The organism is Candidatus Villigracilis saccharophilus (assembly GCF_016711665.1).
This window is the reverse complement of record NZ_JADJSO010000006.1, coordinates 69,304-84,011: the sequence shown is the minus strand read 5'-3', so window position 1 is coordinate 84,011 and position 14,708 is coordinate 69,304. Positions and strand designations below refer to the sequence as shown.

Here is a 14,708-nt window from a genome sequence, read left to right as displayed (position 1 = left end):
CTGCTTGTTATCACGGAGCAACAACTCCGCCAAATGGAGTTGGCGTATACGGTGGAAAGCCAATTGGGCCAAAGGAAGGCACACTCTGAGGACTTCCGTAATAATAAGTTTCAGCCATCGCCCTGAAGATCGGAACAGCATACTCAGAGCCTTCGCCGATATTTTCAACAATAGCCACAATTGCGATATCCGGCAGCCCTGTGTTTGCTTCGTTCATTGTATACCCGGCAAACCATGCATGTGATTTTCCATTTCCAGATTCTGCCGTACCGGTCTTGCCGGCTACGTCAAACTGCTCTATAAAGCCGCGCAAATTAAATCTTGCAGTTCCACGCGGATTATTTGTGACCATAAACAACGCTTCTTGAAGTGTTGTTAAATTATCCGTGCGTAGAAGCAGAGTGCCTTGCGCCTCTGGCTTAAAGACCAATACAGGATCGCCATCTATCGGTTGGATCTTTTCAACGATCTGCGGCCTGTATAAGGTCCCGCCATTTGCGATGGCGGCGATAAATCTCGCCACCTGCAGGGGAGTGACCTGTACATCGCCCTGGCCAATGGCCTGATTCACGGCATCGATCTCACCGGCCGGTTCGAGTATTTGTCCCGTGGCTTCTTCCACTTGTTCGATGCCGGTGCGAGATCCAAGCCCAAATGCGCGCGCCATTTTTGCGATATCGCCGCCGCGATCCCAATTTCTAAACAGGTCCAATCCAATGTGCCAGAAATAAGGATTGCACGAACGCATTAATCCTTCTTGTAAAGTAAGCAAGCCGGATGGTTTTTCCGTGGAGTCGTTACAAGCTTCGCCGGCGGCAATGGCATCCTGGCAATGCTGCCATGTCCAGTCATGCAGAACAACATCTTCGAGTTCTGTGAAATCATACTGGCAATCATAGGGAGTTTCTTTCAAATATAAACCGCTTTCCAACGCGGCTGCAAATGTAATGATCTTGAAGACCGATCCAAGCGGATATTGTCCCTGCGTGGCGCGGTTGAGGAGAGGCTCGTTGAAATCATTTACACTGCTATTATTAGGGTTGGCAGGATCGAAAAAGTTGGGGTCAAAATCTGGACCGGAGGCAATCGCCAAAATACGGCCAGTATCCACTTCCATGACCACGATCGCGCCGCGGAAATATTCAATCGCCTGCTGAGCATACTTTTGCATATTCCCATCGAGCGTTAGATATACTGAGTCGGCAGGTTTGGGTTCGCTTTGTTGTCCAAGAGTGGAAATAATCTGTCCAGTGGGACCGACCACGCGCAGGATTCCGCCGTGTTGACCAGCCAGATAATCTTCCGCCCATCTTTCCACACCGGTCTGTCCGATTCTTTCGGTTCCGTTGTATCCAAGGCGGCGATAGGCGTCGTATTGTTCAGGCGAAATGGATAACGTATACCCAACGGATTGGGGCGCGATGCCCGTGCCAAAATAATATCGTGACTTATATTCTGTGGCTACCACTCCGCCGCCCATTGTAATAATACCCTGTGCTTCTTCCCGCGTGGCTTCGCACATCGGCAGATACCAACCAGGACCGTTTAAATCGATCTGATCCTCGATAAATTTTGGGTCATAGCCGCAAAGCCTGCCTATGGCAGCTGTCATACCGCTGCGGTTATTGGGGTCAATCTCTTCCGTCTGGATGCCTATGGCAAATACATCCGCCTGTGAGACGACCGGTTGTCCATCTTTATTATAAATATCACCCCGCGCAGGCACACTATATTCCATCGCGAGCTGGTTTCCGCCAATGAGCTCGGGAAGAATGAGGCCGTCTTCCCACTGTACTTTCCAGACGCTTTCTTCGTTGACCAGGTTCATCGGGATATCCCGTTGAATGTCGCCGACGAGCGTGGTGTGATAAGTAATTCGATAAGCAACCTGTGCGTTGGTCGGGCTGAGCAGAGAGGATAATATGGAAAATTCCAGACTGGCGGCGCTCATCTCGTTCAACGCGTTTTTATACCGTTTGGAGAAATCTTCCAGCGTGATCGCGTCACGGCTGGATCTGGTCAGCATATCGTACATGCCGGTGTAATCATCCTTTTGCATTGCTTCCAAATATTTTGTTACTGCCGCCTGCGCGTCCGGCGCGGGGGTAATACGCACCTGCGCTGTGGGCAAAGGCGTGGACGTGGCAAAAAGATTATTGATCGGGTTGCCTCCCGTTCCCCCAGTCTGACCCGAGCCACAGGAAGAGAGGAATGCCAGCGCTAAAATAATATTGATCCAACGTATACCTTTCATTTTTTTCCTTTTATGGTTGCGAATCGCGAAGAATCACACTCGAAACCAGACATTGATAATTCAAAAGGGTTTGACATGCTGACGGCACATCTGCCGTTGGATATAACTCCAATTGTCGTAGTGCCCGCGTGACATGGCACATCGGCAAGCCCATCACACTGGCATAGCATCCATTCATGGATGCGACCGGCTGAAAGTCGGGATGTTGGATAGCATAAGCGCCAGCCTTGTCCATTGGGTCGCCAGTATTGACATACTTCGTGATCTCTGCATCTGAATAATCACGCATGGGAACATCTGTTATGCATAACTCGGCCAGCATTTTTCCATCGTAAACCTGATAGAAAGCGACACCTGTAAACACCTGGTGGGTATGCCCGCGTAATTGTTTGAGCATTCGTTCGGCATCTGCTTTATCTGTTGGCTTGCCAAGTATGGAGCCGCCATCCACGACAGCAGTATCGGAGCCAATGATGATATTTTCAAGGGATGCTTTCGCTGCCACTGCGAGGGCTTTGGCTTGCGCAAGCCGTAAAACATAATCTCTGGGTGACTCGCCTGCGAGCTGGCTTTCATCCACATCTGAAACGATGATATCGAACTCCCAGTTCCCAAGTGCAAGTAATTGCCTGCGGCGCGGAGAATTGGACGCTAACAATAATTTTTTTTCTTCAGTCACGCAAAGAATTCTAACACAATCTTTTTTGATGTTTCTTAATGGGATATGAGCGCAAATGATCGCTGCTCGTCTCTGGCAGGTTCTTCTTTCACGTTGTACAATACTGGAAAATCTGTCTAGTCAATGCGGAGGCGAAATGAAAGAGTTAAAGGAAAGAATTAAGAAAGATGGGCAAGTTCTGGGGAATGGAATTTTGAAGGTGGATAGCTTTATCAATCATCAAGTTGACCCTTCATTGATGGATGCGTGTGGACGCGAATTTGCGAAACGCTTTGCAAACGTCGGCGCGACAAAAATACTCACAGCTGAGATTTCCGGTATTGCCCCTGCGCTTACCACCGGGCTTCATCTTGGATTGCCGGTTGTGTATGCGCGCAAGACAAAGCCCATCACGATGCCTGATCAAGTTTATCTCACCCTTGCGCCTTCACACACAAAGGGACGCATGGTCGAGTTGATCGTCTCTCCTGAATATCTCGCGAACAATGAAAAGGTACTCATCATTGACGATTTCCTCGCTTCCGGCGCGACCATTCTTGGTCTTGTTCGTCTGGCAGAAGCTGCCGGCTCGCAAATTGTCGGCATCGGCGCGCTGATCGAAAAGGATTTCGAAGGCGGGCGAGAAGCGCTTAAGCCTGTGGGCGTTCAAGTCGAATCTCTGGCTTGCATCGCTTCGCTGGATAACAACACGATCACCTTTGTAGATTAACCTCCAAACATTGAAACGCTTACTGCGGATTCCGATTATCATTCGTTTGATCGGATGGATCTTCGCCCATATGAGTTTCCTCGTCCCAGTCGCGCGTCTGCGCGAGACCTCGAACCTGATCGCGTTTCAGCATCCTTCTCCCAGCTATAAGTTTCACGTGCTGATCGTGCCGAAGCGTGAAGTCGCATCCCTGGCGCAACTTGACCCAGCGGATACCGCCTTCCTGACCGACCTATATTCCACAGTCCAAAGCCTTGTGGATGAATTCCATTTACAGGCCTATCGTCTCATTGTGAATGGCGGGGAGTATCAGGATTTTCCGCATTTGCATTTTCATTTGATTTCAGATTTTTCAGGTCAAAAGTCAAAGGTCTAAAGTCCGCCTTTGACTTTTGACTTTCAACCTTCGACCCAGGAATAATAAATGACAGAATCCATTGCCATTCTCGATTTCGGTTCGCAATACGCGCAGATCATTGCGCGGCGTGTACGTGAAGCAAATGTTTATTGTGAGTTATTCCCGTGGGATGCGCCGCAGGAAAAGATCCTCTCGATCAACCCCAAGGGATTCATCCTCTCCGGCGGACCAAAATCAGTATATGAAGAGAACGCGCCGTATATTCAAAAATTTATTTTAGAGTCAGGCCTGCCCATTCTTGGAATTTGCTATGGAATGCAGGCTTTAACACACGCGCTCGGCGGTGAAGTCAGCCCGTCTTCTGAGCGTGAATACGGCTCGGCGATTTTGGTCCCATTGATGCCTTCTATTTTGTCTGTGCTCTCGCAAGTGTGGATGTCACACGGTGACAGGATCACGCGCATGCCCGATGGATTTGTTGCATTGGCGAAATCGGGCAACAGTCCCTTCGCGGCGATGGGCGATATGCAGAGAAAATATTTTGGCGTGCAATTTCACCCTGAAGTGCATCACACGCCCAATGGAACTGAACTGCTCAAATATTTTGCAACTGACATTTGCGGAGTCAAACCTGACTGGACTCCTTCCTCCATTATTGAGGCAAGTGTCAAACGGATCCGTGAACAGGTCGGCAAGGAACGTGTGCTTGCGGCTGTCAGCGGTGGCGTGGATTCAACGGTCGCGGCGGCCTTGGTGCATAAAGCGATTGGCGATCAACTCGTCACTGTCTTTGTGGATACCGGTTTACTACGCCACAAAGAAGGCGAGCAAGTTGCATCCGCCCTGCGCGGCGGGCTTGGTGTTGAGTTGATCACAGTCGAAGCCAGCGATGATTTTCTCGGTGCGTTGAAAGGCATTACAGATCCTGAGCAAAAACGCAAGATCGTTGGTGAAAAATTTATCCGCATTTTTGAGCGGGAAGCAAAAAATGTAGGTAAACCAAAATTTTTAGTGCAGGGGACGATCTATCCTGATGTGGTCGAATCCTCCGGTCCAGACCGCAGCAAGGCAGAAAAGATCAAGTCGCATCACAACGTGGGCGGATTGCCAGAAGACATGGAATTTGAACTCGTTGAGCCATTGCGCTATTTGTTCAAGGATGAAGTTCGTCTGGTGGGCGAAGCGCTCGGGCTGAGTGAAAGCCTCGTTTGGCGGCAGCCATTCCCAGGTCCAGGCTTGACCGTGCGCTGTCTTGGGGAGTGTACGCCGCAGCGTGTGTCACGTCTGCGGGCGGCGGATTTCATCCTGCAGGAGGAATTATCCAAAGCAGGCGTTTTAGGAAAAGGCGGCTCGGCTTCTCAGGCGTTCGTGGTTTTGCTCCCCGTGAAATCTGTGGGCGTGATGGGCGACCAAAGAACATATCAGGAGGCGGCCGCCATCCGCGTGGTGACGACCGAGGATTTTATGACCGCTGATTGGGCGCGCCTGCCGCACGAATTATTGGCGAAAGTATCCAGCCGCATCGTTAATGAAGTGGACGGAATTAATCGGGTAGTGTATGATATTACGAGTAAACCTCCCGCTACGATCGAGTGGGAATAGGAGAGACCGTGAATAATTTTAATTTTGGCGAAATACTTACCCGCGCCTGGCAGATCGTCTGGAAGAATAAGGTTCTTTGGATCTTTGGCATTCTTGCCAGCTGCGCGCGCGGCGGAGGGGGCGGTTCCGGCAGCAGCGGTAATTCTGGATACCGCACCGGCTCTGAAGATTCCCCCTTCTCAACCAACCAATTCGAGCAGTTCGCAGAACAAGCCAAACAGTTTCTTGAGAATAATCTGTGGATCATCATCGCTGTTACAGTAGCAATCATTCTTTTGTCCTTGCTCGCGTATTTCCTGGGGATGATGGGCAGGATCGGCTTGATCAAAGGTGTTTCTCAGGCTGAAAAAGGAATTAACCTTCCAGCCTTTGGGGAGATATGGGCAGAGAGTATGCCTTTCTTCTGGCGCATCTTTGGTCTCAACTTTCTATTTGGCTTGGCTTTCTTTGTCCTGATATTTCCAATGGTTATTATTGGCGTGGTCACGGCTGGAGTTGGCTTTTTATGCTTTCTTCCCCTGATATGCATCCTGGTTCCAATTGGCTGGGTGCTCTCCATTGTGATCGAGCAGGCTCAAAACGCCATCGTATTAGAAGACCTTAATGTGCTTGATGGATTTAAGCGCGGCTGGCAGGTTGCCAAAGCCAACGTTGGTCCCATGCTCATCATGGCGCTCATCCTTGCCTTTGGGGGCGGAATTCTTGGTGTGATCATTGCGTTGCCCATTATTATTACAGTGATCCCGCTCGCCATCGGCGCTGCTGCCATGAAGGAAGTGCTGACGCCTGTCTACATCGCATTGGCTTGCTGTGCTGTTTATCTGCCGATTCTGATCTTCTTGAACGGCGTCCTGACCGCCTATCTTCAAAGCGTGTGGACGCTCACCTACTTGCGCCTCACACAACCCAAAGAAGAAACTCCTTTGATCATTGAGGCAAATGCGTAAGTTCCTTGCTCTGCTTTTCAGCCTGAGCCTTGTTTTCAGCGCCGTATCAAAGGTGTCCGCACAGCAGAACCTTGCCAGCGCGGATCTTTATCCTGCGGATATTTCCGCCTTCCCGGTCGTTACTGCGCTTTTGGATGTTTTTGACTCTCAAAAATTTTTCGCTTCCGGACTTAAGCCCGAAGCTGTTTCTGTCGTCGAAGACGGCGCCCAACTCCCGGTTGACTCTCTGACCGAGATGGCGATTCCCTTACAGCTCGTGGTCGCTGTCAACCAGGGCACGCCGTTGGATGCACGCGATGCAAATGGCATTTCGCGCTTTCAACGCGTCGCACAGGTGATAGCTCAGTGGGCGCAAAGCCGTCCTGCCGACCTGCCCGATGACTTCAGCCTTGTAAGTCAGGCTGGAGCGGTCATCAACCACTCGAGCGCCGCGGATTTTGTTGTTGGGCTGGGAGGGTTCCAGCCCGATTTCCGCACATCCATACCTAATCTGCAATCCCTTGCCACCGCCATGGATACCGTCAGCGCACAGACCCCGCAACTTGGAATGAAGCGCGCCATACTTTTTATTACCCCTCAAATGCCTGAAGTTGACCTTGCGGCTACGCTTGAGCCGCTGATTCAGCGAGCGATCGAGAATCGGATCCGTATTTTTATCTGGTATGTGGATGCCAATACGACCTTTGCGACAACAAGCGCGGCAACATTCAATAATCTGGCTATCCAAACGGGTGGAACGATGTTCCAGTATTCCGGGGAAGAAAGATTTCCTGACCCTGAGGCTTATTTCTCACCCCTGCGCCGAACATATAAGCTCACTTACACATCCCGAGTAAAGACCACGGGGGAACACAGCGTTCGCGCGCAGGTGACATTGCCTTCAGGGTCGATCAACTCTTTCGACCAGAAATTCAGCGTGGATGTTCAGCCTCCCAACCCGATCCCGGTAACCCCGTCTTCACAGATCACGCGGCAAGCGCCTGCAGAAGACCCGTTTAGCGAATCTCTTTTACCTGCAGCGCAGGAACTTGAGATCATCATTGAGTTCCCAGACGGCCACCAACGAGCCCTGGCTCGGACAACTTTATATGTGGATGACAAGATAGCGGACGAGAATACAGTTGAGCCATTCAATAAATTCAGCTGGGACCTCACAGCGTATATAGAAAGCGGTGAACACCAGCTCGTTGTTGAAGCCGTGGATGTTCTTGGATTAAGCAAGACCAGTATGCCAGTGCCTGTTATAGTTACAGTGATAAAACCGCCAAGCGGGCCTGCCGCTTTTCTAGCGCAATATCGCACACAGATCACCTTTGGCGCCATCATCTTTGCGGGATTGATGCTTTTTCTCATTCTCTTGAGCGGGCGCTTGCGGATCCCATCTCTCCGCGCCGCGCAGGATGCTCGCCGCGCCGAAGCAGATCCTTTGACCCAATCAGTGGGGACGATCATGGAAGCACCGCTCCCAATTGTCCCGGCGGAAAAAAACAAGAAGAAAAATCTATTCTCCAGAAAGGCTGCGCCGGCCGCAAAATCCAAAAAAGAAGTTAAAGCGGTGCGTGACGCCGCTGCGGCGTTTTTCCGGATTAATCCTGACGGCCAAATTGCTTTGGCTGCGCCAATTCCTGTCATTGAAAAAGAAATGATATTTGGTACCGATCCGGTGCAGTGTACACAGATCATGGATGATCCATCTATTTCTTCTGTTCATGCACGCTTAAGGCAGATTGATGACGGCGGCTTTCTGTTATTGGACAACAGTTCCATCGCGGGTACATGGGTAAATTATGAACCCGTTCCTCGCGAGGGGCATCGGCTCAGGCATGGGGATATGGTACACTTCGGCCAATTAATGTATCGTTTTATGCTGACAGTCCCGCCGACCGCTTCGACTCCTAAAATCACCTTTGCTCAAAACATTGAAGAATGATCCGTTCTACACTTGCCCATCTTCATGTAGCAGCTCTTAGTCATGCCGGCATGTCCGGCAAGAATAATGAAGACCGCTACGCAGTATCTTCTTTTCAGTTAAGCAGGGAGGATACACGCTCATCGGTCTTTGCAATTGTTGCAGATGGGATCGGCGGTCATCGCGCGGGCGAAGTAGCTGCGGAACTCGGGGTCAATTACATTACCATGGGTGTCGGGGAAAGCAATGCAAAAAAACCAGTCAGGATCCTTGAAAGTGCCATTCACGAAGCCAGTCAGGCCATTGCCGCGCACTCAGCCGGCAAAGATGAAGAGGAAGGCATGGGGTCCACCTGCGCGTGTGCCTGGGTGATCGAAAACAGACTATATACCGCCTATGTCGGGGATTCACGGATATATCTTCTGCGCGGCAAGCATATCCAGCGCCTGACCATTGACCATACCTGGGTGCAGGAAGCCTACGAAAAGGGCATCATCACTCTTGAGCAAATGCGTGACCATCCAAATGTGCATGTCATCCGCAGGTATTTGGGCGGCATCAAATTGCCCAATGTGGATTTCCGCATGCGGATCGACGATGAAGAAAGCAATGAAGAGTCTGAAAATAATCAGGGCTTTCACCTTGAACCCGGTGACACGATCCTGCTGTGTACTGACGGCTTGACCGACCTGGTCTGGGATGATGAGATCCTCAAGATCATCCGCTCAAAAAAAGATATGAAGCAAGCCGCAGAAGCGCTTGTCAACCTCGCCAACAACCGTGGCGGACACGACAACATCACGGTCGTGATCATGTCCATGCCAAGGTTGGAGGAAACGGATAAAAAGAAGCCCGGCTTTATTGGCTGGCTGTTGGGAGAATAAAAAGAGCTTTGGTCAACGCCAAAGTTCTTTTTACTTAACATCACCCCGCGCGTCACTCCCCGCTCAAGCCTGCCCTGCCATTTTGATCAGAATCTCAGCCCGAAGGTTTATCACGGTCCAGCCATAGTTCACGGTATTTGCGATTCCAGTCGATCAAAAAGCGGACTGCAATGACCAGCCCCGCGCCGAGCGCCACCCAAAATGCCGCATCGCGAATGTTGAAAAGCCATAACGTGGGCGCGGCGAGCATGCCGCCGAAAACACTCGCGCGGGCGGAATGGCGAACTACCAAAACAAGCAGAATCAGAAACCCCAAACAAATAAGAAACGCCAATGGATTCACAGCAAGGAAACTCCCGCCCGCAGTTGCCAATCCCATTCCGCCGCGGAAGTTTGCGAACAACGGCCAGCAGTGACCGATCACCGCGCACGCGGCAGTGACTGAAACAATTAAGGTGGAAACCCCATCTGTATGAAATGCAAGATAGGTTGGGACAAATCCCTTCGCCACATCCAATACGAATACAAGCGCGCCCCAACCAAACCCTGCCTGGCGAATGGTGTTCGTCGTTGTCGCATGACCTGACCCGGCATCGCGCACATCCACACCTTTAACAAAGCGCGTGACCCAGATAGAGAATGGGAGTGAGCCGAGAAGATAACCTAATAATGGGAAAAGGAGATAAGAAAGGGGAAACATTTTTACCTGCTTAATATTCGCGCACGTGAAGCAAGTCCGCGTGCCATGCCGTCGAAGATGAATTTATGAAAAGGCCACATTGCATACCAATATAAAAACCCGCTGACGCCGTGCGGAGCAAAATAAGCAGTGACAGTAAGCAGTGTTTTGTCTTCCTGTTGGAGCGACTCAAATTCAAGCCAGGCTTTGCCAGGCACTTTCATTTCTGCGAGCAGGCGCAGGCGTGTATTTTTCTCGACAGTTTCCACGCGCCAGAAATCAAGCGCCTCGCCGACATGAAGTTCATCGGGGTGGCGGCGTCCGCGCCGCAAGCCGACGCCGCCAATGGCTTTGTCCATCCAGCCGCGCAGCGCCCATGACCAGTTCATATAAAGCCAGCCGCGCTCGCCGCCGATCCCCATGTATGCGCGGAAAACCGCCTCTGGTTTCAGATCCAGCAGAACCTGCCTGCGCTCAATGAACATTCCTTCTTCGACAGAGAATTGATAGGGCTTGAAATCACCCATTGCAGTAACCAGTGCATCTGACCAGCTGGTTTCCACGCTATCCCTCTGGATGCGCCCCAGCGCAAGATGCGCGGCTGTTTGGAAGTCGATCGGCTTGATGTGCGGGAAGAGTTTTTTGGCTGTATCGTCGCGGACAATGAGCTTCGCGCGCAGGCCCTCTATCAGCGGGGCCACGACCCGCCAGTGGATGGGAGTCACCATGTGCACCCAATAGGCTGAAAGTCGCGGCGCATTGAATGGCGTTGGGATCAGCCAGCGTTTTAATCCGCGTTCCTTTGCATAACTCAAAAGCATATCGGCATAGGTGAGATGCGTTGGGCCGCCGATCTCGATCACGCGGCCGGTGCAGTCGGGAGTCTTTAGCGCATCCACCAGATAGGAAAGCACGTCACGAATGGCGATCGGTTGTGCCTCAGAGAAGAACCAAGCTGGACAAATGAGAAGCGGTTCTCGCTCCACCAGATAGCGGATCATTTCAAAAAGGGCGCTGCCTGAGCCGACGATCATACCGGCGCGAAATTCGGTGACAGGCACTTTGCCATAGCGCAGTAAATATCCCGTTTCGTGGCGCGCGCGCAAGTATGGCGAGAGATTTGCCGTTGGGTCAACTAATTCGCCAAAGTAGATGATGTTATCGATCCCAGCTTCTTCTGCGGCATGAGAAAAATTGCGCGCCACATTCAGATCGCGTTCGGCATTTGTCTTGCCGCCCTGCTTGCCGTGGATAAGATAGTATGCCGTGGATACACCCTTTAGCGCGTCTACAAGTTCGTCCGAAGAGAAACCATCGGCTTGCACAACGTCCACCTGCTTCAGCCAGGCGCGTCCCTGCAAACGGGAAGGGTCGCGCACAAGACAGCGCACGCGATACCCAGCTTCAAGCAGTTTAGGCACAAGCCGCCCGCCGACATAGCCTGTTGCGCCGGTGACAAGGATAAGTTTTGAGTCTTTCATGATGTTGTGATTATAACTTGTGAATAATTCTCTGTCGTTGCGAGGGTGCTCTCGCTCTTCCTTAGCCATGACATAATTTGGGAAATGGGGAAAATCTAATGTACAATTCCAGCCATGCCATTGCTGTGGATCGCGCTATCCTTTATTACAGGCATCATTATTGCCAGCCTGTTTTCCCTTTCCGCGTATATCTGGCTTGGGTTTGCAATTGCGCTTTCCCTGATCTTCATCTTTCTGCGCCTCTCAAGATTCTCAAACAATCCAATCTCCATCTTTCTCCTCCGCCTTCCGCTTTCCGCCTTTGTCTTAGTCTTTTTCTTCCTCGGCGCGTTCTGGTATCAATTCCGCCAGCCGATCATTGACGCTTTTCATGTTGCATTCTATAACGACCGCGCTTACGAGATGCTGGTCACAGGTACTTTGGCAGAGCCGCCAGATTATCGTGATACATATACAAACCTGCGCCTCAAAGTGGAGGCATTGGATTCCGGCAGCGGCGACCTGCCCGTCTCGGGGATGTTATTGGTGCGGGTTCCGCAAAACCAAACCTATGAATACGGTCAACGGGTGCGGGTGCGGGGTAGTTTAAAGACTCCGCCCGAAGATGAAGAATTTTCGTACCGTGATTATCTTGCGCGTGACGGTGTCTATTCCTACATGTCCATTGCCGAGGTGACGGATCTGCCGGGCAATGGTGGCAGCGTGATCAGGACAGCGGTATACAAATTAAAAGATAAGTTGCTTCAACACACCTATCGCCTTTTCAATGACCCTGAAGCATCATTGCTTGCGGGGATCTTGCTGGGTGTGGATACCGGTCTCACCAAAGACCTGCAAAACGCATTCAAGAACACCGGTACAGCCCATATCATCGCGATCTCTGGATTTAATATCGCCATCATCGCCGGTATTTTCTTTTCCATGTTCAAGACCATCTTCGGCGAACGACTAGGCGCTGTCTTTGCCATTCTCGCGATTGCGTTTTATACTTTCCTGGTTGGCGCGGACGCCGCTGTCGTGCGCGCCGCATTCATGGGAAGTATTTCATTACTGGCTCGTCAACTTGGCAGGCGCAATACAGGTTTGAATGCGCTCGCCGTGGTTGCATTCATTATGACGATCATTAATCCGCTGGTGCTTTGGGATGTGGGTTTTCAACTTTCATTCTTCGCAACACTTGGCCTTATCCTTTATGCTGAACCGTTTTCGAGTTTCACCAGCAACCTGATCACCAAAGTTACTAAAACCAATAACAGCACGATCACACAGATCATCAACGATAACGTAATCCTGACATTCGCCGCGCAGCTTACCACCATACCAATCATGGCCTATCATTTCAAACGCATCTCCCTGATTTCATTCATCGCCAACCCGTTCATTCTGCCAGTGCAGCCCGCAGTGATGATCCTCGGCGGACTGGCGGTTTTCGTCAGTCTCATCTTTCAGTCGCTCGGTCAACTTATTGCATGGGTGGCGTGGCCGTTCTCCGCATATACCATCCGCATGGTGGAATTATTTAACCGCGTACCGCATGGGACGATCTATCTGGGGGATTCATCCTTCTGGATCGTTTTCTCTTTTTACATCGCGCTCTTTGCTGTGACCTGGAACTGGCCGCGCATTAAAGAATGGTTCAACTCTCTGGCAGGATCGCTTCGAACTGTCGCCTTCACAGCGACTCTTGTGATCATGTTTGCCTGTACAGTTGTAGTCTGGCGTTCCACTGCAACCGCGGGGGATGGCAAACTACACATCACCTTCCTGGAAGTCGGCTCAGCCGATGCGGTTCTGATCCAAACGCCTGAGGGCAGGAACATCCTTATTAACGGCGGCGGGAGCACCTCAGAACTGTCCGACGAGCTTGGCAGAAGACTCCCGTTTTTTTCGCGTAAACTCGATTGGCTCGTGATCGCATCCACGCAGGAGAATCAACTGGCCGCGCTTCCGCGTGTGCTGGAAAGATATCCGCCCGAAAATATTTTGTGGAGTGGAAATGTGCAAGCGTCTTTCTCTGCACAAGCGTTGGAGAAATTCTTCGCAGAAGAGGGAATCCCTGTCACCCGCGCGGAAGCGGGACAAAAGCTCGAGCTGGGCGGCGGCTCCTTTATCGAGGTGCAGTCCACAGGTCCAAGAGGAAGCGTGCTCTTGATCCAGTATAAAAATTTCCGCGCATTGCTCCCGATCGGTCTCAGTGATGGCACGCTTGAAGAGTTGGAATTTGGTAATGTGGTCGGTAAGGTGGATGTGCTTTTGCTGGCTGATTCAGGCTATGAACCGTCCAATCCGCCGGATATTATTCAAAATCTAAATCCGCAATTAACAGTGTTAAGTGTTGCCGCCGGCGACCCGGATGGTCTGCCCGCGCAGTCAGTTCTAGAATCGCTGGATGGATACTCGTTATTGCGGACAGACCGCAGCGGATGGATCTCCGTTATTACAAATGGAGACACTCTGCAAGTGGAAGTGGAACGCGGCGAGTAATGAGTTGTTCAAATCCCAACTATGCAAAATGGAGGCTGTAATGAAGAAAAACAATTTGAAGATATTTGTTTTTATTGCTGTTTTGGTTCTGGCGGCTGCGGCTTGTGCGATCCCCGGACTGAATTCTTTGCCGAAAGATGATTTCTCCAACCCAGACAGCGGCTGGGGTATTGGGACGGACGCTTCAAGTTCTGTCGAATATGCCAATGATGGTTTGGAGATCATCGTGTACCAGCCTTCGTATGTAACCTGGTCAACATTTGGACTTGAAACATACGAGAATACTCATATTGAAGTAAGTGTGAAAAATACCAGTTCCGACCCTGAGGCAATGTTTGGGGTGGTCTGTAATGAGCAGGGCGATACGCAGGCTTTTTATTATGTGGGCGTATCTCCAAGTGGCTATTACGCCTTTATTAAATCTTCAGTCGCTTTGGATGATGTCTATCTTAAGGAAGGCAATTCTGATGTGATCTCTGCCTCCTCCAGTTCCATGCGCATTGGTCTGGACTGCGGTAATGGCACGCTCGCTTTGTATGTGAATGGGCAGCAGATCGATAGTGTCTCTGATGCGTCATATCCAAGCGGTGTGGTCGGTCTTTTTGCCGCCAGTGATGACCAGGAGAGCGGGGCAAGCGTGATCTTCGATGATTTTGTGATGACTAAATTAGGCGAATAGTTTTTTTGCGGTTCCAAAGAATCCCTGCGCGCAAGCGTGGGGA

12 protein-coding genes are annotated in these 14,708 nt (G+C 51.0%); 8 read left to right on the top strand and 4 right to left on the bottom strand.

All coding sequences use genetic code 11. The features are described from left to right. Window positions 1-10: 10 nt before the first annotated feature. Window positions 11-2,254: a penicillin-binding transpeptidase domain-containing protein gene (locus tag IPL17_RS03360; protein ID WP_345305668.1), complete on the bottom strand. Its 2,244-nt coding sequence runs from the start codon at window positions 2,252-2,254 to the stop codon at window positions 11-13. A gap of 10 nt (window positions 2,255-2,264) precedes the next feature. Next, window positions 2,265-2,933 (bottom strand): Maf family protein, encoded by a 669-nt coding sequence (locus IPL17_RS03355; RefSeq protein WP_345305667.1) that lies wholly within the window; start codon window positions 2,931-2,933, stop codon window positions 2,265-2,267. 136 nt (window positions 2,934-3,069) lie between these two features. Here IPL17_RS03355 and xpt point away from each other — a divergent pair, with 136 nt between their 5' ends. The 6 genes from xpt to IPL17_RS03325 all read left to right on the top strand — a co-directional run bounded on the left by xpt (window position 3,070) and on the right by IPL17_RS03325 (window position 9,342). Then, on the top strand, window positions 3,070-3,642 hold the full coding sequence (xpt, locus tag IPL17_RS03350) for a xanthine phosphoribosyltransferase (protein ID WP_345305666.1): 573 nt from the start codon (window positions 3,070-3,072) through the stop codon (window positions 3,640-3,642). Between the two features lie 70 nt (window positions 3,643-3,712). Beyond that, window positions 3,713-4,018 (top strand): HIT domain-containing protein, encoded by a 306-nt coding sequence (locus IPL17_RS03345; protein ID WP_345305665.1) that lies wholly within the window; start codon window positions 3,713-3,715, stop codon window positions 4,016-4,018. A 48-nt stretch (window positions 4,019-4,066) separates the two neighbouring features. Further along, window positions 4,067-5,602, top strand: a complete 1,536-nt coding sequence (gene guaA, locus IPL17_RS03340) for a glutamine-hydrolyzing GMP synthase (RefSeq protein ID WP_345305664.1) — start codon at window positions 4,067-4,069, stop codon at window positions 5,600-5,602. Between the two features lie 8 nt (window positions 5,603-5,610). Beyond that, the gene (locus IPL17_RS03335; RefSeq protein ID WP_345305663.1) at window positions 5,611-6,549 is read left to right on the top strand and encodes a hypothetical protein; all 939 of its coding nucleotides are present in this window, start codon (window positions 5,611-5,613) and stop codon (window positions 6,547-6,549) included. Continuing rightward, entirely contained in the window at window positions 6,542-8,479 is a 1,938-nt protein-coding gene (locus tag IPL17_RS03330) for an FHA domain-containing protein (RefSeq protein ID WP_345305662.1), read from the top strand. Before IPL17_RS03335 ends, IPL17_RS03330 begins: the two co-directional genes overlap by 8 nt. After that, window positions 8,476-9,342, top strand: a complete 867-nt coding sequence (locus IPL17_RS03325) for a protein phosphatase 2C domain-containing protein (RefSeq protein ID WP_345305661.1) — start codon at window positions 8,476-8,478, stop codon at window positions 9,340-9,342. Before IPL17_RS03330 ends, IPL17_RS03325 begins: the two co-directional genes overlap by 4 nt. A gap of 94 nt (window positions 9,343-9,436) precedes the next feature. On the opposite strand, the gene IPL17_RS03320 is transcribed toward IPL17_RS03325, so the two are convergent. Both IPL17_RS03320 and IPL17_RS03315 read right to left on the bottom strand, forming a co-directional pair. Next, the gene (locus tag IPL17_RS03320; RefSeq protein WP_345305660.1) at window positions 9,437-10,042 is read right to left on the bottom strand and encodes a glycerol-3-phosphate acyltransferase; all 606 of its coding nucleotides are present in this window, start codon (window positions 10,040-10,042) and stop codon (window positions 9,437-9,439) included. Window positions 10,043-10,044: 2 nt separating this feature from the next. Further along, window positions 10,045-11,502 (bottom strand): SDR family oxidoreductase, encoded by a 1,458-nt coding sequence (locus IPL17_RS03315; RefSeq protein WP_345305659.1) that lies wholly within the window; start codon window positions 11,500-11,502, stop codon window positions 10,045-10,047. Window positions 11,503-11,616: 114 nt separating this feature from the next. On the opposite strand from IPL17_RS03315, the gene IPL17_RS03310 reads away from it, so the two are divergent. Then, window positions 11,617-13,986, top strand: a complete 2,370-nt coding sequence (locus IPL17_RS03310; RefSeq protein ID WP_345305658.1) for a ComEC/Rec2 family competence protein — start codon at window positions 11,617-11,619, stop codon at window positions 13,984-13,986. A 40-nt stretch (window positions 13,987-14,026) separates the two neighbouring features. Then, window positions 14,027-14,665 carry a hypothetical protein gene (locus IPL17_RS03305; RefSeq protein ID WP_345305657.1) on the top strand — a complete coding sequence of 213 codons (639 nt, stop codon included), beginning with the start codon at window positions 14,027-14,029 and terminating at the stop codon, window positions 14,663-14,665. Window positions 14,666-14,708: the final 43 nt, after the last annotated feature.

Coding starts and splice junctions, on each gene's coding strand:
- xpt (WP_345305666.1), top strand. CDS start 3,070: ATGAAAGAGTTAAAGGAAAGAATTAAGAAAGATGGGCAAGTTCTGGGG.
- IPL17_RS03315 (WP_345305659.1), bottom strand. CDS start 11,502: ATGAAAGACTCAAAACTTATCCTTGTCACCGGCGCAACAGGCTATGTC.
- IPL17_RS03320 (WP_345305660.1), bottom strand. CDS start 10,042: ATGTTTCCCCTTTCTTATCTCCTTTTCCCATTATTAGGTTATCTTCTC.
- IPL17_RS03330 (WP_345305662.1), top strand. CDS start 6,542: ATGCGTAAGTTCCTTGCTCTGCTTTTCAGCCTGAGCCTTGTTTTCAGC.
- IPL17_RS03310 (WP_345305658.1), top strand. CDS start 11,617: ATGCCATTGCTGTGGATCGCGCTATCCTTTATTACAGGCATCATTATT.
- IPL17_RS03360 (WP_345305668.1), bottom strand. CDS start 2,254: ATGAAAGGTATACGTTGGATCAATATTATTTTAGCGCTGGCATTCCTC.
- IPL17_RS03345 (WP_345305665.1), top strand. CDS start 3,713: ATGAGTTTCCTCGTCCCAGTCGCGCGTCTGCGCGAGACCTCGAACCTG.
- guaA (WP_345305664.1), top strand. CDS start 4,067: ATGACAGAATCCATTGCCATTCTCGATTTCGGTTCGCAATACGCGCAG.
- IPL17_RS03325 (WP_345305661.1), top strand. CDS start 8,476: ATGATCCGTTCTACACTTGCCCATCTTCATGTAGCAGCTCTTAGTCAT.
- IPL17_RS03305 (WP_345305657.1), top strand. CDS start 14,027: ATGAAGAAAAACAATTTGAAGATATTTGTTTTTATTGCTGTTTTGGTT.